Below are 17,407 nucleotides of genomic sequence, written 5' to 3' on the forward strand. Positions count from 1 at the left end.
AGACGGATGTGGAGATACAGGGGTGGGTGGAGCCGGTGGTCTGCTGCCCGGCCGCGGCCGGGGTGTGGTCAGCGTCGTCGGCGGGTGCTGCGCCGCTCCACCAGCTTGGTCTCGAGCAGGTGTGCGGTGCGGGCCGGCGGCTCCGGCCGGAGCAGGCGTTCCACCAGCAGGTTCGCGGCGAAGGCGCCTTGGTCCGCGACCGGCTGGGCCACGGTGGTCAGGCCCAGGAACCAGCTCATCTGATGGTCGTCGATCCCGATGATCGAGACGTTTTTCGGTGCCGACATGCCCAGGTCGCGCAGGGCCATCAGTGCCCCGAAGGCCGTTTCGTCACAGCCGGCGAAGACCGCCGAGGGGAGCCTGCGGTTCTCGACCAGTTCGGTCATGGCCCGGCGGCCGCCCTCGATGCTGGAGCCGGCATCCAGGACCAGGTCCGGGTCCAGCGTCAGGTCGTGCTCCGCGAGCGCCCGTTCGAAGCCGCGGCGCCGGGCGTCCGCGGTGACCACGGTGCTCGACGGCGGCTCCGTGCCGGCCAGCATTGCCAGGTCCCAGTGGCCCAGGTCCAGGAGGTGGCCGGTGGCCTTCCGCGCCGCTTCCTCGTCGTCGATCCCGACGTTGTCCCAGGGCACGGACTGCATGCCGACGCTGGCGACGGCGAGGCCGGAGTCCTCCAGGGCCGCGACCTCGGCGGCGTCCAAGGCCACGTTCAGCAGCAGCACCCCGTCCACGCGCTGGGCCAGTCCGGCCAGGTCACCGAACAGCTTGCGCTGCACGCTGGGGCGGTTCCGGAGGCTGATCAGCACCGTGTCGTAGCCGCTGTCGGCGAAGACCTCTTCCGCGGCCTCGACGGCCTGTGCGAAGAACCACGCGGTGGCGGTGGGGACGATGATGGCGACGGCGCCGGTGGAGCCTCCGGCCAGGCGGGAGGCTGCGCTGGATGCGCGGTAGCCCAGCTTGCCTGCCGCGTCCGCGACCTTGGCCTGCGCCTTCTCGGACACATTGGGGAGGTTGCGGAGTGCACGGGAGACGGTGCAGATCGAGAGCCCGGAGAGGGCTGCCACGTCCTGGATGGTCACGCGCGGTGCCTTAGCCATGCGACACGGGCCTAGACCTTTCTCCCCAGCAAGTAGTGGGCCGATCAAATTGGCCAAATTAGAGTGTAAACGCTTATAAAAACAGGGCGCAAGTACCCGGATTCGGGCCATCGAATGGATTATCCGCCGGGGCCGGCCTCCGTCATTGCAGGACGTAGTGCCTCAGGAACGCCCCCACGTCCACCAGCTCGGCTGCCGAGATCGAATGCCCCATCCCGGGGTAGCTGCGGGCCGTGAGCTGCGTGTGCTCTTCCAGCCACTCCGCCGTGTGTTCGGTGGCGGCGTCGTTGATCACGACATCCTCCTTGTCCCGGCCCCAGAAGAACGGTGGGCGGGCGTCGAACGATTCACTCATGGCCAGCAGTTCGTTCTCCAGCACGAACCCGGAAAGTCCGACGGCGGCGCGGAAGCCTTCGGGGCGGAGGCGCAGCAGGGTGCTGGCCATCGCCATGCCCTGGGAGTAACCGAGGAGGGTGACGCTGCTGTGCCGGTCCTTGACCGAGTCGATCCAGGCGAAGACACGGTTGGCGGCGGAAATCACGTCCGCGAAGTCGTGGGTCAGGAAGTAGTCCAGCAGGAACCAGCCGTAGTCGTCGCCGATCACCTTCGGGCCCCGCAGCGCGGCGCAGGTGAAATCAGGCGGCAGGCTGCCGAACAGCCGGGACATCCGGGTTTCGTCCGTGCCGTAGCCGTGCAGCATCACCAGCAGCGGGGTGCCCTCCCGCTCCGCCTCCGGCCTGGACCAGGCAACCGTCTCCATCCGGCCAGCCTAGCGAGAACCGGGGCCGCCGCCGTCGAGCCGGGCCTGCCGCGCCGATTCCGGAAATCCGCTGCGCTTCCGGACCGGCGCACCCCGGGTCCGGGCCGCGCCGGTCCGGAAGGGGCGCAGAAACCCGGAAATAGAGCGAAAAACGGCCCTCACCTGCGGTTTTCCCGTCAAACCGGGGCCCAAATCGTTGTATCCGGGGGTGCCGGGCTGAAGCGTGACAATGGACAGCATGCTTAGCGTTGGCCGCAGCCCCTCCAGGCGGCAGCCCTGGTCGCGACCCGGACTCTTCGATACCGACTGCACCACAGGACTTCACCAGACTCAGCCAGTGACACCGTCCATCCGGACCCCTAAGGAGCAAGTAATGAGAATCGGATCCTCCATCTTCCTGATCGCCCTCGGTGCCATCCTGGCCTGGGCCATCACCCCCGGACTGATCCCCAACGTCGACCAGACCATGATCGGGTACATCCTGATGGTCGTCGGCGTGATCGGACTGATCGCCTCGCTGATCCTGGCCTCCCCCGGCCGCAGCCGCACCCGCCGCGTCAGCGAGACCCGCTCGGTGGTTGACCCCAACACCGGCGAGACCATCACCCGCAACGAGAGCCGCGACGCCGGAATCTAGCCCGAATCCCGCCATTCCGGCGGGCGCAGGAACCGCATGACACCGCCCGGATGCCGGGCCGGACCGCACAGGTCCGGCCCGGCATCCCGCGTTTAAGCAGCGCCCTGCCCACCCCGCCCGGTGGCCCACCAGCGGCCCCCAAAAACACCCATTCTTTGTTCGTGTGGTTTTTCGTTGACAAAGCCACATGATCAAAGATAAAGTCAATCAATTCCACTTCGATGTGACAGCGGTCACCGAAGTCGGGACCAGCAGAAACCGCAGCCACGTCAACGCCGCAATGGAGGGCAAGTGTTCGCCGAGGAACGCCAGCAACTGATCGTTGAGCTCGTGGCCGCCAGCGGCCGGGCCAGCGTGACGGACCTCGCCGAGCGTTTCAGCATCACCACCGAAACCGTGCGCCGCGACCTGGCCGCCCTCGAGGCCGCCGGCAGCGTCCGCCGGGTCCACGGCGGCGCCGTCTCCCCCGAACGGATCAGCACCACCGAAGAGAGCATCCTCGAACGCACGGTCCAGCGCCCCTCGGAGAAGACCCGGATCGCCGCGGCGGCCCTGGCCCTGATCCCCGAGGACCGTTCCGGCAGCATCCTGATCGACGCCGGATCCACCACCGAGGCCCTGGCCGGCATGCTGGCCGCCCGCTCGGCGGCAGGCACCACCGGAACCGGCACGGCGGGGACCGACGCCGAACTCGTCGTCATCACCCACGCCCTGCCCATCGCGGCCAGGCTCTCCGGCGAGACCGGCATCGCCCTCCACCTGCTCGGCGGCAAGGTCCGCGGCCTGACCCAGGCCGCCGTCGGCCAGTCCACCGTGGAGGCCGCCGGCCGGATCCGCCCGGACATCGCCTTCATCGGCACCAATGGCATCTCCGCGGCCTTCGGGCTGAGCACTCCCGATCCTGAAGAAGCAGCCGTCAAGGCCGCCTTCGTCCGCTCGGCACGCCGCATCGTGGTGCTGGCCGACTCCTCCAAGCTGGACGCGGAAACGCTGGTCCAGTTCGCCTCCCTGAAAGATCTGGACACCGTGATCACCAACTCGAACCCCAGTCCGGCCCTCGCGGCCGCACTCTCGGACGCCGGAGTGGAGGTGGTGGTCGCATGATCGTCACCCTCACCGCCAACCCCAGCCTGGACCGTACCGTCGCCCTCCCGGGTCCCCTGCAGCGCGGCGAAGTCCAGCGCGCCCTCTCCGTACGGCAGGAATCCGGCGGCAAGGGCGTCAACGTCTCCCGGGCCCTCGTGGCCTCCGGGTTGAAGACCCTCGCCGTGCTCCCGGGCGCGGAGGCCGACCCGGTCCTGGCCGGGCTCCGGGACACCGAGGTACCTTTCGCCGCCCTGCCGATCGGGGAGCCGCTGCGCAGCAACGTGGCCCTCACCGAACCCGGCGGCGTCACCACCAAGATCAACGAACCCGGCCCGGTCCTGAGCGCCGAACAGCAGGAGGCCCTGATCGGGCTGCTGCTGGACTCCGCCCGCGGCGCCAGCTGGGTGGTCCTGGCCGGCTCGCTCCCGCCCGGAGTCCCGGCCGATTTCTACGCCACCGTCACCCGGCGGCTGCGCTCCACCCACGACGGCTCCGAGGCACCCCTCATCGCCGTCGACTCCTCCGGCGAACCCCTCGCCGCAGCGGTCTCCGGCGACCCCCTCGGCATGCCGGACCTGCTCAAGCCCAACGCCGAGGAACTGGCGGAACTGGCTGCCGCAGCCGGCTTCGCCACGGACAAGTCCGCCGAGGAGCTCGAGGCCGATCCGGAGGCAGCCGCTACGGCAGCCGCCGCCGTCGTCCGCTCCGGAGTGGGCGCCGTCCTCGCCACCCTCGGTTCCAAGGGTGCGGTCCTTGTGACGGCCGACGGCGCGTGGCTCGCCACGCACCCGCCGGTCACCGCGGTCAGCACGGTGGGCGCCGGCGATTCCTCGCTGGCCGGCTACCTGCTCGCCGCAAGCCAGGGCGCCGCCCCGGCTGATTGCCTTCGTCAGGCGGTGGCCCATGGTGCCGCCGCCGCCTCCCTGCCCGGCTCCCGAGTCCCGGCAGTGCACGAAACCACCCCCGATGCCGTAACCATCACGGCCCTGACAAAGGATTGACAGTGACCCAGCTCATCACTCCCGAACTGGTCGAGCTCGACCAGAATCTCGGCACTTCACCCGAGGACGTGATCCGGCACCTGGCAGGCAAGGTTGCGGCCAACGGACGCGCCACCGAGGTCGAGGGCCTCTTCGCCGACGCCTTCGCCCGCGAGTCCAAGACCGCCACCGGCGTGCCCGGCGGCATCGCCATCCCGCACTGCCGCTCGACGGCGGTCACGGAGGCCACGCTGGCCATGGCCCGCCTCTCCAACCCGGTCGACTTCGGCGCCAAGGACGGCCCCGCGGACCTGATCTTCTTCATCGCCGCCCCGGAAGGCGCTGACCAGGAACACCTGAAGCTGCTCTCCAAGCTCGCCCGGTCCCTGATCAAAAAGGACTTCACCGCCGCCCTCCGCGCCGCGTCCAGCCAAGCCGAGGTCGTGGAACTGGTCGAGGGTGCCCTGGCCGACAAGCCGGCCGCCCACGCCGCAACGCCAGCCGTACCCGCAGCCACCGGCGCCGCTGCGGCCGGTGCCGCCGGTGCTCCGCGGACCAAGCGCCTCGTCGCCGTCACCGCCTGCCCCACCGGCATCGCCCACACCTACATGGCCGCCGACTCCCTCGTGGCCGCGGCCAAGGAGGTCGGCGTCGACCTGCAGGTCGAGACGCAGGGTTCCTCGGGCGCCAAGGCCCTGGACCCGGCCGTGATCGCCGCCGCCGACGCCGTGATCTTCGCGGTCGACGTCGACGTCCGCGGCAAGGAGCGCTTCGCCGGCAAGCCCGTCATCAACGCCCCGGTCAAGCGCGGCATCGACGAGCCGGAGAAGATGGTCCAGGAGGCCCTCGCGGCCGCTGACAACCCGCACGCCCGCCGCGTCCCGCACTTCGGCGCGGAGGAACAGGCCGAACACGAGGCGGAGGAGCGCGGCGAGCACGTCGGGCAGAAGCTGAAGAAGGCCCTGCTCACCGGCGTCAGCTACATGATTCCGTTCGTCGCCGGCGGCGGCCTGCTGATCGCCCTCGGCTTCCTCATGGGCGGCTACCTGATCACCAAGTTCGCGGACAACATCGTCCTGCAGAACTCCCTCTTCAACCTGCCCACCCAGTACCCGGACAACGCCTGGGGCCCGCTGGGCGCCTACCTCGGCGCCGTGCTGTTCAAGATCGGCGCCCTCTCGCTGGGCTTCCTGGTCCCGGCGCTGGCCGGTTACATCGCCTACGCGATCGCCGACCGTCCGGGCATCGCCCCCGGCTTCGTCGCCGGTGCCGTCGCAGGCTTCATGGGTGCCGGCTTCCTGGGCGGCATCGTCGGCGGCCTGCTGGCCGGCTACATCGCCCTCGTGATCGGCCGCCTGCAGGTGGCCCGCTGGCTGCGCGGCCTGATGCCCGTGGTTATCATCCCGCTGCTGGCCTCGCTGGTGGCGTCCGGCCTGATGTTCGTCATCCTCGGCGGCCCGATCGTGGCCATCACCAACGGCCTGAACTCCTGGCTCTCCGGCCTGACCGGTGCCGGCGCGATCGCCCTCGGCGTGATCCTCGGCCTGATGATGTGCTTCGACCTCGGTGGCCCGGTCAACAAGGTTGCCTACTCCTTCGCCGTCGCCGGCCTCGGCGCCGCCTCGATCGACAACCAGGCACCGTGGCAGATCATGGCTGCCGTGATGGCCTCCGGCATGGTTCCGCCGCTGGCCATGGCCCTGGCCTCGACCGTCCTGAACAAGAAGCTCTTCAGCCTGGCCGAGCAGGAAAACGGCAAGGCCGCCTGGCTGCTGGGTGCCTCGTTCATCTCTGAAGGCGCTATCCCGTTCGCCGCTGCCGACCCGCTGCGCGTCATCCCCGCCAGCATGCTCGGCGGCGCGGTCACCGGTGCCATCTCGATGGCGGCCGGCGTCGGATCCAAGGCCCCGCACGGCGGACTGTTCGTCTTCTTCGCCATCGACAACTTCCTGATGTTTGTCGTCTCGATCGCCGTCGGCACCGTGATCACCGCCCTGTCGGTGATCGCCCTCAAGCGCTGGGCAGTCAAGAAGACCGTTGATACGGTGGAACCGGTCCCCGTCACCGTCTGAGCCGGTCCACCACAGACCCTTCATCGCTGATCATCCGAAGCTGAAATTCTAGGAGCAACAATGACCGAACGTAACGCCACCATCGCCAGCCGCGTTGGCCTGCACGCCCGCCCGGCCGCCATCTTTGCCGAGGCAGCAGGCGAGTTCGATCTGGAGATCACCATCGCCCGGCTCGGCGAACCCGCGGACGAGGCCATGGATGCCGCCAGCATCCTCTCGCTGATGAGCCTGGGCGCCTCGCACGGCGAGGTTGTGGTGTTGCGTGCCGAGGGCGACGGCGCCGACGCCGCCCTCGACCGCCTGGTCCAGATCCTCGAAACCGACCACGACGCCGAGTAGTCACCGACGCCGGAAGGCCGCCGCCCCCTCCCCTCGCGGGACGGGTCGGCGGCCTTCCGCTTTAAGGCGGCCTGCTCGCCAGGGGCCATGGGGCGCCTGGCGACGCCCGCGGGGCTTTTGACCCGGTTCGTCAGCATGCTGACGAAATGCTTGTGTTCGCTTCCGCCCGTGGTTAGCGTGGGCAGAAAGGGCGCAGGAGGCCGGCCGGCTCCGGCGCCGAGAATTCACAACGGTTAGGACCGATCAGGAGGGGTGGGCATGCCGACCAAGAAGGGCGCACCGCAGGGCTCCGAGAGCCCCAGCATTAAGGATCCCGAGATGTATGAGGCGCTTCTCGAGGACGGTGCCTCCAAGCAGAAGGCGGCCCGGATCTCCAACGCCGCGGCCAAGCGCGGGCGCTCCAGCGTCGGCAGCAAGGGCGGCCATTCCGGCGACTATGAGGACTGGACGGTCCCGGAACTGAAGAAGCGCGCCAAGGAAATCGGCCTCACCGGGTATTCGGCCAAGAAAAAGAGCGAGCTCATCTCCGCTCTGCGGAACTCCTAGGCGGTGTCGGCGCTGCCCCGGGCGGCCTCCCCCGGCTCAGGCGCCCTTCCGCGCCGCCGTCTTCGCTGTCCCGGACTTGGCGGCGCTGGTCTTAGCGGCGGAAGTCTTCGTGGCGGCAGTCTTGGTACTGGCAGTTCTGGTCCCGGCAGATTTGGTTCCGGCGGACGTGCCGGCGGCCGACTTCGCGGTGCCTGTCTTCGCGGCCGCGGGCTTGGCGGTGCCGGTCTTGGCGGCGCTGGCTTTGGCAGTGCCGGTCTTTGCGGTGCCCGTCTTGACGGCAGCAGTCTTCGTCGTGCCCGACGTGGCGGCACCCTTGCGGATCCGCCGGACGAGCCCTCGGAGGCTCCGCCGTCGGACCCGCCGCCGCGCTTGCGTTCGATGCTCCGCTTCAGGGCGTCCATCAGGTCGATCACCTCGCCGGTGCCCGCCTCCGCCGCGGGAGCGCCGAAGGTCTCCTCCGTGTCCAGCGAGTCGCCCTGCTCGATCTTGGCGTCGATCAGCTGCCGCAGCTGGAGCTGGTAGTCGTCGGTGAACTGCGCCGGATCGAAGTCGGCCGCCATCGAATCGACCAGGGCAGCGGACATCTCCCGCTCCTGGGCGGAGATCCGGACTTTGGTTTCCAAGGCCGGGAAATTGGCCTCGCGTACCTCGTCGGCCCAGAGCAGGCCCTGCAGCACCAGCACGTCGCCGCGGATCCGCAGGGCGCCCAGACGGGTCTTCTCCCGGAGCGCGAACTGGACCACCGCCACCCGGTCCGTGTCCTCGAGCGCCCGGCGCAGCAGCATGTACGCTTTCGGCGACTTGGCGTCCGGCTCCAGGTAGTAGCTCTTCTCGAACATCATCGGGTCGAGCTGGTCAGCGGGGACGAACTGCACCACCTCGATCTCGTGGCTGTTCTCCGCCGGAATGGACTTCAGCTCCTCGCGGCTGAGGATCACCGTCCGGCCGTCATCCTCGTAGGCTTTGTCGATGTCCTCATAGTCGATGACCTTGCTGCACACCTCGCAGCGGCGCTGGTAGCGGATCCTCCCGCCGTCGGCGTTGTGCACCTGGTGCAGGCTGATGTCGTGATCCTCGGTGGCGCTGTAGACCTTGACGGGGACGTTGACCAGGCCGAACGCTATCGCGCCTTTCCAGATGGCTCTCATGGCTCAAGTGAACACCAGACCGCCGCGGAGGTGAAGCCCCGTGGCTGAGGGCAAGGAACGGGTCCGGGTGGACGGCCGGGAGCTGGTGCTGACCAATCTGGACAAGGTGATGTACCCGGAGACCGGCACCACCAAGGCCGACGTGCTGGCGTACTACGCCGCCGTCGCACCCGTCCTGATACCGGCCGCCGCGGACCGCCCGGCCACCCGCAAACGCTGGGTGCACGGCGTGGGCACCGCGGAAGCGCCCGGGGAGATGTTCTTCCAGAAGAACCTGGACCATTCCACCCCCGGCTGGGTGCCGCGGGCGTCCATTACCCACAAGGACCGCACCGTCCAGTACCCCCTGGTCAACGATCCGGCCACCCTCACCTGGCTGGCCCAGATCGCCGCCCTCGAGATCCACGTGCCGCAATGGCGGGTGGATTCCGGCGGCGATCCGCTGCCCCCGGACCGCCTGGTCCTCGACCTGGACCCGGGCGAGGGCGCGGGCCTGGCCGAATGCGTGGAAGTGGCCACCCTGGCCCGGGCCATCCTCCGGGACGTGGGCCTGGACCCCGTTCCCGTGACCAGCGGCAGCAAGGGCATCCACCTCTACGCCGCCCTCGACGGCACGCAGAGCTCGGACCAGATCGCCGATTTCGCCCACGAACTGGCCCGGGCCCTCGAGGCGGACCACCCTGACCTGGCCGTGAGCGACATGAAGAAGACCCTCCGCACCGGCAAGGTCCTGGTCGACTGGAGCCAGAACAACGCGGCCAAGACCACGATCGTCCCGTACTCGCTGCGCGGCCGGCTCCGGCCCACCGTCGCCGCCCCCGCACCTGGCGGGAGCTCGCGGCCCCGACCCTGCACCAGCTGGACTACCGCGAGGTGATGAAGCGGGTGGCCGCCGGCAAGGACCCGTTCGCCGTGATTTCCGGAAGGCACGACGGCGGCGCCGGTGCCGCTGCCCCGGGCGACGGCGGGGATACCGACCCGCGCCTGGAGAAGTACCGGACCAAGCGCGACGCCTCCGCCACCCCGGAACCGTTCACCGCCGAGCGGCACCGCACCCGTGCCGCGGAAGAAACCCGCCGCGAGAGCTTCGTCATCCAGGAACACCACGCCAGCCGGCTGCACTACGACTTCCGGCTGGAGCGCGACGGCGTGCTGGTCTCCTGGGCGCTGCCCAAGGGGGTGCCCGTGTCCAAGGCCAAGAACCACCTGGCGGTGCAGACAGAGGACCACCCGATGGATTACGCGGACTTCGAGGGGACCATCCCCAAGGGCCAGTACGGAGCCGGAACCGTCAGCATCTGGGACCGCGGCACCTATGAGTGCGAGAAGTGGATCGCCGGCAAGGAGGTCATCGCCACGCTCACCGGACAGGACGGCGGCGGGCTGGGGAGTCCCCGGCGCTTCGCCCTCATCCACACCGGCCAGGCCAAGGACCAGTGGCTGATCCACCTGATGGACGAGGCGAAGGAATCCCCCGAGGATCCGAATGACGACGACGGCACCGGGTCGGACGGCGGCGGGCCGGGCGAAGACGACGAAAACGACGGCGGCACGGCGGAGGCCGCCGCCGCCCCGGACCCGGCGCAGCTCTCCCCCATGCTGGCCAGCCCGGGAACGCGAGCGGACCTGACCGACAATGACTGGCAGTTCGAGCTCAAATGGGACGGCATCCGGGCCCTGGTGCTCGGGGATGCGCAGCGGATCCGTTTGATCAGCCGCAACGGGATCGACATGTCCGCCAGCTACCCGGAGCTGACGGACCGGTCCTGCTGGCCGCCGCAGGACTTCGCCGCCGACGGCGAGATCATCGCCGTCGGCCCGTCCGGGCGACCCGACTTCGGGCTGCTGCAGGGCCGGATGAAGCTGACCAAGGCCGGCGACGTGGCCAAGGCGCGGGCCGCAACCCCGGTGCGGCTGATGCTGTTCGACCTGCTCACCGACGGCGGAGAGGACCTGCGCCGCCGCCCGCTGACATCCCGGCGGAAACGACTGGATGCCTTCTTCGCGGCCGCGCCCCGGGGCGACTGCCCGGTGCAGCTCTCCGAGGTGATCGACGCCGACGTCGGCCATCTGCTCGAGAGCGCGCAGGAACTGGGCCTCGAGGGCATCATGGCCAAGCGCACGGGCGGCCGCTACGTGGGCCAGCGCAGCCGGTCCTGGCTGAAGCTGAAATTTGAGCGGACCCAGGAGGTGGTGGTGGGCGGCTGGCGGCCGGGCAACGGCGGCCGGAGCGACACCGTCGGCTCCCTCCTGGTGGGCATCCCCGACGGTTCGGGGCTCCGCTACGTCGGCCGCGTGGGAAGCGGCTTCAGCACCCGCGAGCTCGCCGAGATGCGCCGGACCCTTGACGCGATCCCGCGCAAGACGCCACCCTTCGACGAGGTGCCCGCCGCGGACGCCGCCGACGCGCACTGGGTCTCGGCCAAGCTCGTGGGCGAGGTGACGTTCGGCGAGTGGACGGGCACCGGAAAGCTCCGCCACCCCGTCTGGCGCGGCTGGCGGCTGGACAAAAACCCAGCCGACGTCGTCGTCGAATCCGTCTGACGGCGGGCCCGCAGCATTCCAAACCTGAGCTTTTCCAGCGATGAGCCATTCCAGCGAAGAAGGGACCGGACCATGAGCGAGACCAGGCGCGACGACCATCAGGAAGCCCCGGAGGCCGCGGCCCCCGGAGCCGGAAGCCGCGCCGGCGCTGCGGGAATCGCGGCATGGCAGGGGGAACTGTACAAAGACCTGCACCGGCACCCCGAACTGGGCCATCAGGAGACCCGGACGGCATCCCTGGCGGCCGGCCTGCTGCGGGACTTCGGCTACGAGGTGCACGAGAACATCGGCACCACCGGGGTCGTCGGCATCCTGAGGAACGGCGAGGGGCCCACCGTGCTGATGCGCGCCGACATGGACGCCCTCCCCATTGCCGAGGACACCGGGCTGCCCTATGCCAGCACCGACACCGCCGCGGACGGCCACGGCGGCACCGTACCGGTGGCCCACGCCTGCGGCCACGACGTGCACGTCGCCTGCCTGCTCGGCGCCGCCCGCCTGATGGCGGAAGGCAAAGCCTCCTGGGCCGGCACCTACATCGCCCTGTTCCAGCCCGCGGAGGAGGTGGCGGACGGGGCGCGGCGGATGGTCGATGCCGGCCTGGCGGACCTGATTCCACGGCCGGACGTGGCCCTGGCCCAGCATGTCCTGGCGTTCCCCGCCGGCCAGGTGCGAACCCGACCGGGCGCGGTTCTCTCCAGCGCGGACAGCGTCAAAATCACCCTCCACGGGCGGGGCAGCCACGGTTCCATGCCCCAGCTCGCCGTGGACCCGGTGGTTCTCGCGGCCTCGATTGCCCTGCGGCTGCAGACGGTCGTCTCCCGCGAGGTTGCACCCGGAGAGTTCGCCGTCCTGACCATCGGCCGCCTCAGCGCGGGAGCCAAGAGCAACATCATCTCCGACCGGGCGGAGCTGGAACTGAACATCCGCACCTTCAACCCGGCCACCCGGGAGCAGATCACCGCCGCGGTCCGGCGGATCGTGACCGGCGAGTGCCTGGCCGCCGGGTGCCCGAAGGAGCCGGAGTTCGAGTTCTACGACCACTACCCACTCACCGACAACGACGCCGGGGCCACTGCGAGGGTCAGCGCCGCCTTCCGCCGGCACTTCGGCGCGCAGGCGGCAGGCCTGGACCGGCAATCGGCCAGCGAGGACTTCAGCGAGATTCCCGACGCCCTGGGAACGCCCTACACCTACTGGGGCCTGGGCGGCAGCGATCCGGAAGCCTACGCGGCGGCAGAGTCTGCCGGGACTGTCACGCAGGACATCCCGGCCAACCACTCCCCGCACTTTGCCCCCGTCATTGACCCCACCCTGCGCACGGGAACAACGGCGGCCGTCGTCGCAGCCATGGCCTGGCTCGCCAGGGATTAGGGACGGCCCTGCGGCGGCCGCAAACGAAAACCCGGCCTAGTCGTGGTGCGGAATTTGCGGCCGGCTTTGGCGGTGCATTGCGGCGTCGGCAACCTGCTGGCCCTGCTGTGCGTGGACGGCGTCGCGGTCCCTGGGGTGGTGGTGCTTGCCGCTGCCGTCCGGCCACGGGTGGCCGTCCGCCGGCGACGGCGGGGCGGGCCGCTTGATCTCCGGGCCGGGGACCTTGTCCATGGACTCGGTGAGGTGTTGGGCGACCTCCGGCTCAAGCTGCTCTTTCGAGTGATGATCCGCCATGACTCTTCCTTTCCGCGATGAAATGAAGCGTCCCACCATGGTAGGACTGCCGCCGTCGCCATGTCTCTAGGCTGGGGGCATGGAATACCACCTGCGGCAGGCAACGCCCGCTGACGCCGAAGCCCTGGTCGAGATGCACACGCTGGCCCACGAGGAGTGCTACTCCCACGTCCTCCCGGCGGAGTTCTTCGCCGCCCGCCGCGCCTCCTTGCCGGAGCGGACGGAAAGCCGGCGGCCCTCCCTGGCGGGCCCGTCCGCGCCGGTGATCGCCCTCGACGACGACGGCCGGATCGTCGGGTTCGCCCACGGCGGCCCCGGACGGGACGAGGACCGGCCGGACCAACGGGAGCTGTACGCGATCTACACGCTGCGGACCGCCTACGGTTCCGGGCTCGGCGCGGCACTGCTGCACGCCGCCGTCGGCCCCGGCCCGGCCTACCTGTGGGTCCTCGAAGAGAACCCCCGGGCGCGGGCCTTCTACGCCCGGCACGGCTTCATCCCCGACGGCACCCGGAAACTGCTCCCGAAGGACTGGTTCGAGCTCCCCGAAATCAGGCTGGAACGGCGGTAAAACGCCCGGAATCCGGGACTTCGGGGCGGTCGCGGCCCAATTGTTACCAAACTAATAAGCTCACTGCCCACTTCCCAGTGATGACGCGGAATATGCGATCACTGCCTCGCGCCCACGCCGGGCATCCGGCCGCCGAAAAGGGGCATCCTACGGCACAAAAATCGGAATCACTACGGAAATCCCGTAAAATTGAGAGCCTGCCCAGAGCGGGGCAGCTAGAAGTCGCAAGCAAATGACCTCCACAGGAGCTTCCCAAATGCCCAAAGACCGAAGCATGACCGACTCTTCCGCAGGCGTGGCCAACGCCGCCGGAACCAACCTCGGCGCATCCGTCGCCGCCAAGAAGCCACGCCTCCGCCGCCGCCGGCTCCGCGAGTCCGACGTCAACGTCGTTGACCAGCCGATGCTGAAGAAGGCCCTCGGCGGAACCATCGTCGGCAACACCATGGAATGGTACGACGTCGGCGTGTTCGGCTACCTGATCACCACCATGGGCCCGGTCTTCCTGCCCGAGGCGGACAAGACCGTCCAGACCCTGTTCCTACTCGGCACCTTCGCCGCCACATTCATCGCCCGCCCCTTGGGCGGCGTCGTGTTCGGTTGGCTGGGCGACAAAGTGGGCCGCCAGAAGGTCCTGGCCACCACCCTGCTGATCATGGCTGCAAGCACCTTCGCCGTCGGTCTCCTGCCGGGGTACGCACAGATCGGCATCTGGGCCGCCGTCCTGCTGGTGGTCCTCAAACTCATCCAAGGCTTCTCCACCGGCGGCGAATACGCCGGTGCCACCACCTTCGTCAGCGAATACGCCCCGGACAAGCGCCGCGGCTTCTTCGCCAGCTTCCTGGATATGGGCAGCTACCTGGGCTTCGCGCTCGGTGCCGCGCTGGTATCCGTCCTGCAGCTGACCCTCGGCCAGGACACCATGGAGCAGTGGGGCTGGCGCATCCCGTTCCTCGTGGCCGGCCCGCTCGGCGCCGTTGCCGTGTACTTCCGGAGCAAGATCGAGGAGTCCCCGCAGTTCCAGGCCACGCTCGACGCCCAGGAGAACCTCGCCAAGAACGCTTCCGCCGCCGACGACGCCGCCTCCAAGGGGCCGGTGGGCATCGTGAAGGCCTACTGGCGATCGATCATCACCGCCATGATCCTGGTGGCAGCGGCAAACACTGCCGGGTACGCCCTTACCTCTTACATGCCGACCTACCTCACCGAGTCCAAGGGTTACGACGAGCTGCACGGCACCCTGCTGACGATCCCCGTCCTGGTGGTCATGAGCCTCTGCATCCCGCTGACCGGCAAGCTCTCCGACCGGATCGGCCGCCGGCCTGTGCTCTGGATCGGCGCCATCAGCACCGTGGTCCTGGCCACCCCGGCATTCCTGCTGATCGGCATCGGCGCGATCTGGTCCACCCTGGCGGGCTTGGCGCTGATAGCGTTCCCGGTGACGTTCTACGTTGCCAACCTCGCCTCCGCCCTGCCCGCCCAGTTCCCGACCGCCAGCCGCTACGGCGCCATGGGCATCGCGTACAACTTCTCGGTGGCGATCTTCGGCGGCACCACCCCGTTCATCGTCGCGGCCCTGATCTCGGCCACCGGCAACGACATGATGCCCGCGTACTACCTGATGGTCACCTCGGCGATCGGCGCCGTCGCCATCTACTTCCTCAAGGAATCCGCCCAGATGCCGCTGCCCGGTTCCATGCCGAGCGTGGACACCCCGGACGAGGCTCGGGAACTGGTCGCCACCCAGGATGACAACCCGCTGATCAACCTGGAGCACATGGATATGCCCCTGGTTGCCGCGGGCGACTCCGACGGCGGCAAGGTCGGCGCACCGGCCTAGGCACCCCGCCCAGCGCCCCGCCCTCCGAGGCCCGTCGCGGCCCGTCCGTCCCCATTGGGGCGGCGGCCACGGCGGGCCTTTGGCGGCTCCCGGCCCGCTTCGATGCCGTCCCCGGCCTCGGCCCCCATCCGCTCTCCCCACCTCAAAACACCCCAGGAGGTCCGTATGCCGTCCACGCCGCGGTCCTCCCTGCTCCGCCATGCCAAGGGTCTCCACTCGCTCGGACCGGCCAACCGGGACCACGCCTCGGCGGTGCGCGTGGCGCTCAGCGTCGCCGTTCCCTCGCTGGCGCTGCTGGCCGCCGGGTGGCCGGACCTGATCGTCTACGCCGTCTTTGGCGCCCTGACCGGCATGTACGGCCGCTCCGAACCGCACCAGCTCAGGCTCCGGCACCAGCTGCAGGCGGCGCTGGTCCTGGTGGGCGGCCTGGCCGTCGGCGTGCTGCTCTCGGTCAACCACCTGCACTCCTGGGCGCTCGTGGCCGTGGAGTCCGGCCTCGCCGCCCTCGGCTCACTCTTCGCGGACCGGGTGAACCTGAAACCGAACGGGCCCTTCTTTGGGCTCCTGGCCCTCGGCGCGTGCGCGTCCATTCCCACCCCGGTTCCGGGACCGGTTGCGATCCTGATCGGCGCCGGGTCCGCGGCGTTCTCCATCCTGGTCGGCTTCGCCGGCTGGCTCCGCACCCGGACCTGGGTGCGCGGCGCGGGACGGACCGTGCCGCCGCTGCGCGGTGCCCGCCGCCGGGCGGCCTGGATCCACGCCGCCCGCTACCTGGCCGCGGTCGGGGCGGCTGGCAGCATCGGGGTGTTCAGCGGCAGCGGCCACCCGCACTGGGCGATGGCCGCGGCGGCGGTGCCTCTGGCGGGCGCCGACCTGCCGAGCAGCGTCTACCGAGGCCTGCACCGGATCGTGGGAACGCTGCTGGGCCTGCTGGTGGTGGCAGCCGTGCTCTTCCCGTGGGCGGGCTCCCCGCTGCGGTTGTTCCCCGGCAGCGAGACCGCCGCCGTCGCGGTGCTGGTGATCGTGCTGCAGTTCGGCACGGAGCTGTTCATGGCCCGGCACTACGGGCTGGCCATGGTGTTCTTCACCCCGGTGATCCTGCTGATGACCCAGCTCTCCTCGCCGGCCGATCCGCACCTGCTGGTGGCCGAACGGGCGGTGGAGACGCTGCTCGGCGCCTGCGTGGGGATCGCCGTCGTGCTGCTAATCCGCCGCCGCCGGGCCCCGGGGCAACGGACGCCGCCACGGATTCCTCCGCCAGCGCCTCTCAGCCCACCGCTCGGCCCGCCGGAAGCCTAGCCGCCGGCTACTTCGCCCGCCGCGGCGGACCGGCCACGAGCTTCGTTGGCAGCAGCCGCGCCGCCGCGATCAGCGCCTTGTAGCGCCGGCTGGGGATGGACACCCCGCGGCCTCGGGCGTTGTCCGCCAGACCCTCGCGGACCACCTGCTCGGCGCTCAGCCACATCCAGGACGGGGCCACGGACTTGTCCATACCCATCCGGTCGTGGAATTCGGTGTGGGTGAAGCCGGGGCAGACGGCGGTTACTTGTATGCCTCGCGAGGCATATGCGATGTTGGCCCAGCGGCTGAAGCTCAGCAGCCAGGCCTTGGCGGGGGAGTAGGTCTCCCGCGGCAGGAACGCGGCGACGGAGGCCACGTTGATGATCCGGCCGGAGCCCCGCTGAAGCATTCCCTGCAGGGCGGCGTGCGAGAGTTCCATCGCCGTCTCGACGTGGAGCTTGAGGTGGCGTTTCTCGTCCTCGATCGGGTTCTCGGCGAACGAGCGCAGCAGGCCCATGCCGGCGTTGTTGACCAGGATCTCCACCGGCCGGGCGGGATCGGCGAGGCGCGCGACGACGGCGGCCACCCCGGCGTCGTCAGTCAGGTCGGCCGGCAGCACCTCCGCCTTCACGCCGAAGCTGTTCTCCAGCTCCTCGGCCACGGCGTGCAGCCGCCCGGCGTCGCGGGCCACGAGGACCAGCCGGTGGCCCTGCCCGGCCAGCTGGCGGGCGAACTCGGCCCCGAGCCCGGCGGTGGCGCCGGTGACCAGGGCGGTGGATGCGGGCGTGACTCCGGGGGTCTCTGCTGTCATAGCTGAAGCCTAGTCCCGGCCCCGCCTGAA

Annotated in this window: 17 protein-coding genes; 12 read left to right on the forward strand and 5 right to left on the reverse strand. The window is 69.8% G+C overall.

The window, feature by feature from the left end:
- Positions 1–68 precede the first annotated feature (68 nt).
- Positions 69–1,076 carry a LacI family DNA-binding transcriptional regulator gene (locus tag ACRQ5B_RS05150; RefSeq protein ID WP_432397618.1) on the reverse strand — a complete coding sequence of 336 codons (1,008 nt, stop codon included), beginning with the start codon at positions 1,074–1,076 and terminating at the stop codon, positions 69–71.
- 160 nt (positions 1,077–1,236) lie between these two features.
- Positions 1,237–1,854 (reverse strand): alpha/beta hydrolase, encoded by a 618-nt coding sequence (locus tag ACRQ5B_RS05155; protein WP_432397621.1) that lies wholly within the window; start codon positions 1,852–1,854, stop codon positions 1,237–1,239.
- A 373-nt stretch (positions 1,855–2,227) separates the two neighbouring features.
- Between ACRQ5B_RS05155 and ACRQ5B_RS05160 the strand changes: the two genes are divergently transcribed.
- The 6 genes from ACRQ5B_RS05160 to ACRQ5B_RS05185 all read left to right on the forward strand — a co-directional run bounded on the left by ACRQ5B_RS05160 (position 2,228) and on the right by ACRQ5B_RS05185 (position 7,514).
- Positions 2,228–2,491, forward strand: coding sequence for a DUF6458 family protein (locus tag ACRQ5B_RS05160; protein ID WP_412884570.1), 264 nt, complete (start codon positions 2,228–2,230; stop codon positions 2,489–2,491).
- Between the two features lie 291 nt (positions 2,492–2,782).
- On the forward strand, positions 2,783–3,595 hold the full coding sequence (locus ACRQ5B_RS05165) for a DeoR/GlpR family DNA-binding transcription regulator (protein ID WP_432397624.1): 813 nt from the start codon (positions 2,783–2,785) through the stop codon (positions 3,593–3,595).
- Positions 3,592–4,578, forward strand: coding sequence for a 1-phosphofructokinase family hexose kinase (locus ACRQ5B_RS05170; RefSeq protein ID WP_412884568.1), 987 nt, complete (start codon positions 3,592–3,594; stop codon positions 4,576–4,578). The genes ACRQ5B_RS05165 and ACRQ5B_RS05170 overlap by 4 nt, the downstream gene beginning before the upstream one ends.
- Before the next feature lie 2 nt (positions 4,579–4,580).
- Positions 4,581–6,629 carry a PTS fructose transporter subunit IIABC gene (locus ACRQ5B_RS05175; RefSeq protein ID WP_432397628.1) on the forward strand — a complete coding sequence of 683 codons (2,049 nt, stop codon included), beginning with the start codon at positions 4,581–4,583 and terminating at the stop codon, positions 6,627–6,629.
- 60 nt (positions 6,630–6,689) lie between these two features.
- A complete protein-coding gene (locus ACRQ5B_RS05180; RefSeq protein WP_364136038.1) occupies positions 6,690–6,968 on the forward strand; it encodes an HPr family phosphocarrier protein in 279 nt (92 codons plus the stop codon).
- A gap of 258 nt (positions 6,969–7,226) precedes the next feature.
- Positions 7,227–7,514 carry a DUF7218 family protein gene (locus ACRQ5B_RS05185; RefSeq protein WP_290256953.1) on the forward strand — a complete coding sequence of 96 codons (288 nt, stop codon included), beginning with the start codon at positions 7,227–7,229 and terminating at the stop codon, positions 7,512–7,514.
- Here ACRQ5B_RS05185 and ACRQ5B_RS05190 read toward each other — a convergent pair.
- A complete protein-coding gene (locus ACRQ5B_RS05190) occupies positions 7,511–8,662 on the reverse strand; it encodes a Ku protein (RefSeq protein WP_432397631.1) in 1,152 nt (383 codons plus the stop codon). The two genes, ACRQ5B_RS05185 and ACRQ5B_RS05190, sit on opposite strands and share 4 nt — an antisense overlap.
- A gap of 40 nt (positions 8,663–8,702) precedes the next feature.
- On the opposite strand from ACRQ5B_RS05190, the gene ligD (ACRQ5B_RS05195) reads away from it, so the two are divergent.
- The 3 genes from ligD (ACRQ5B_RS05195) to ACRQ5B_RS05205 all read left to right on the forward strand — a co-directional run bounded on the left by ligD (ACRQ5B_RS05195) (position 8,703) and on the right by ACRQ5B_RS05205 (position 12,580).
- The gene (gene ligD, locus ACRQ5B_RS05195; RefSeq protein ID WP_432397633.1) at positions 8,703–9,539 is read left to right on the forward strand and encodes a non-homologous end-joining DNA ligase; all 837 of its coding nucleotides are present in this window, start codon (positions 8,703–8,705) and stop codon (positions 9,537–9,539) included.
- On the forward strand, positions 9,539–11,206 hold the full coding sequence (gene ligD / locus ACRQ5B_RS05200; RefSeq protein ID WP_432398701.1) for a non-homologous end-joining DNA ligase: 1,668 nt from the start codon (positions 9,539–9,541) through the stop codon (positions 11,204–11,206). The genes ligD (ACRQ5B_RS05195) and ligD (ACRQ5B_RS05200) overlap by 1 nt, the downstream gene beginning before the upstream one ends.
- 72 nt (positions 11,207–11,278) lie before the next feature.
- Positions 11,279–12,580 carry an amidohydrolase gene (locus tag ACRQ5B_RS05205; RefSeq protein ID WP_432397636.1) on the forward strand — a complete coding sequence of 434 codons (1,302 nt, stop codon included), beginning with the start codon at positions 11,279–11,281 and terminating at the stop codon, positions 12,578–12,580.
- Positions 12,581–12,616: 36 nt separating this feature from the next.
- On the opposite strand, the gene ACRQ5B_RS05210 is transcribed toward ACRQ5B_RS05205, so the two are convergent.
- Positions 12,617–12,874 (reverse strand): hypothetical protein, encoded by a 258-nt coding sequence (locus ACRQ5B_RS05210; protein ID WP_412884563.1) that lies wholly within the window; start codon positions 12,872–12,874, stop codon positions 12,617–12,619.
- A 79-nt stretch (positions 12,875–12,953) separates the two neighbouring features.
- Between ACRQ5B_RS05210 and ACRQ5B_RS05215 the strand changes: the two genes are divergently transcribed.
- The 3 genes from ACRQ5B_RS05215 to ACRQ5B_RS05225 all read left to right on the forward strand — a co-directional run bounded on the left by ACRQ5B_RS05215 (position 12,954) and on the right by ACRQ5B_RS05225 (position 16,584).
- Positions 12,954–13,445, forward strand: a complete 492-nt coding sequence (locus ACRQ5B_RS05215; RefSeq protein ID WP_432397639.1) for a GNAT family N-acetyltransferase — start codon at positions 12,954–12,956, stop codon at positions 13,443–13,445.
- Positions 13,446–13,701: 256 nt separating this feature from the next.
- Positions 13,702–15,285, forward strand: a complete 1,584-nt coding sequence (locus ACRQ5B_RS05220; protein WP_432397642.1) for an MFS transporter — start codon at positions 13,702–13,704, stop codon at positions 15,283–15,285.
- A 165-nt stretch (positions 15,286–15,450) separates the two neighbouring features.
- Positions 15,451–16,584 carry an FUSC family protein gene (locus ACRQ5B_RS05225; protein WP_432397645.1) on the forward strand — a complete coding sequence of 378 codons (1,134 nt, stop codon included), beginning with the start codon at positions 15,451–15,453 and terminating at the stop codon, positions 16,582–16,584.
- 7 nt (positions 16,585–16,591) lie between these two features.
- Here the strand turns inward: ACRQ5B_RS05225 and ACRQ5B_RS05230 are convergent, their stop codons facing one another.
- Positions 16,592–17,377, reverse strand: coding sequence for an SDR family NAD(P)-dependent oxidoreductase (locus tag ACRQ5B_RS05230; protein WP_432397648.1), 786 nt, complete (start codon positions 17,375–17,377; stop codon positions 16,592–16,594).
- Between the last annotated feature and the right edge of the window lie 30 nt (positions 17,378–17,407).

The sequence above is a fragment of the Pseudarthrobacter sp. L19 genome (assembly GCF_050859435.1).
GTDB lineage: Bacteria > Actinomycetota > Actinomycetes > Actinomycetales > Micrococcaceae > Arthrobacter.

What these genes read in the sequence shown, in the direction of transcription:
- ACRQ5B_RS05210 (WP_412884563.1), bottom strand. Translation starts at nt 12,874, where the DNA reads ATGGCGGATCATCACTCGAAAGAGCAGCTTGAGCCGGAGGTCGCCCAA.
- ACRQ5B_RS05205 (WP_432397636.1), top strand. Translation starts at nt 11,279, where the DNA reads ATGAGCGAGACCAGGCGCGACGACCATCAGGAAGCCCCGGAGGCCGCG.
- ACRQ5B_RS05185 (WP_290256953.1), top strand. Translation starts at nt 7,227, where the DNA reads ATGCCGACCAAGAAGGGCGCACCGCAGGGCTCCGAGAGCCCCAGCATT.
- ligD (WP_432398701.1), top strand. Translation starts at nt 9,539, where the DNA reads ATGAAGCGGGTGGCCGCCGGCAAGGACCCGTTCGCCGTGATTTCCGGA.
- ACRQ5B_RS05220 (WP_432397642.1), top strand. Translation starts at nt 13,702, where the DNA reads ATGCCCAAAGACCGAAGCATGACCGACTCTTCCGCAGGCGTGGCCAAC.
- ACRQ5B_RS05180 (WP_364136038.1), top strand. Translation starts at nt 6,690, where the DNA reads ATGACCGAACGTAACGCCACCATCGCCAGCCGCGTTGGCCTGCACGCC.
- ACRQ5B_RS05215 (WP_432397639.1), top strand. Translation starts at nt 12,954, where the DNA reads ATGGAATACCACCTGCGGCAGGCAACGCCCGCTGACGCCGAAGCCCTG.
- ACRQ5B_RS05230 (WP_432397648.1), bottom strand. Translation starts at nt 17,377, where the DNA reads ATGACAGCAGAGACCCCCGGAGTCACGCCCGCATCCACCGCCCTGGTC.
- ACRQ5B_RS05170 (WP_412884568.1), top strand. Translation starts at nt 3,592, where the DNA reads ATGATCGTCACCCTCACCGCCAACCCCAGCCTGGACCGTACCGTCGCC.
- ACRQ5B_RS05160 (WP_412884570.1), top strand. Translation starts at nt 2,228, where the DNA reads ATGAGAATCGGATCCTCCATCTTCCTGATCGCCCTCGGTGCCATCCTG.
- ACRQ5B_RS05225 (WP_432397645.1), top strand. Translation starts at nt 15,451, where the DNA reads ATGCCGTCCACGCCGCGGTCCTCCCTGCTCCGCCATGCCAAGGGTCTC.
- ACRQ5B_RS05155 (WP_432397621.1), bottom strand. Translation starts at nt 1,854, where the DNA reads ATGGAGACGGTTGCCTGGTCCAGGCCGGAGGCGGAGCGGGAGGGCACC.
- ACRQ5B_RS05190 (WP_432397631.1), bottom strand. Translation starts at nt 8,662, where the DNA reads ATGAGAGCCATCTGGAAAGGCGCGATAGCGTTCGGCCTGGTCAACGTC.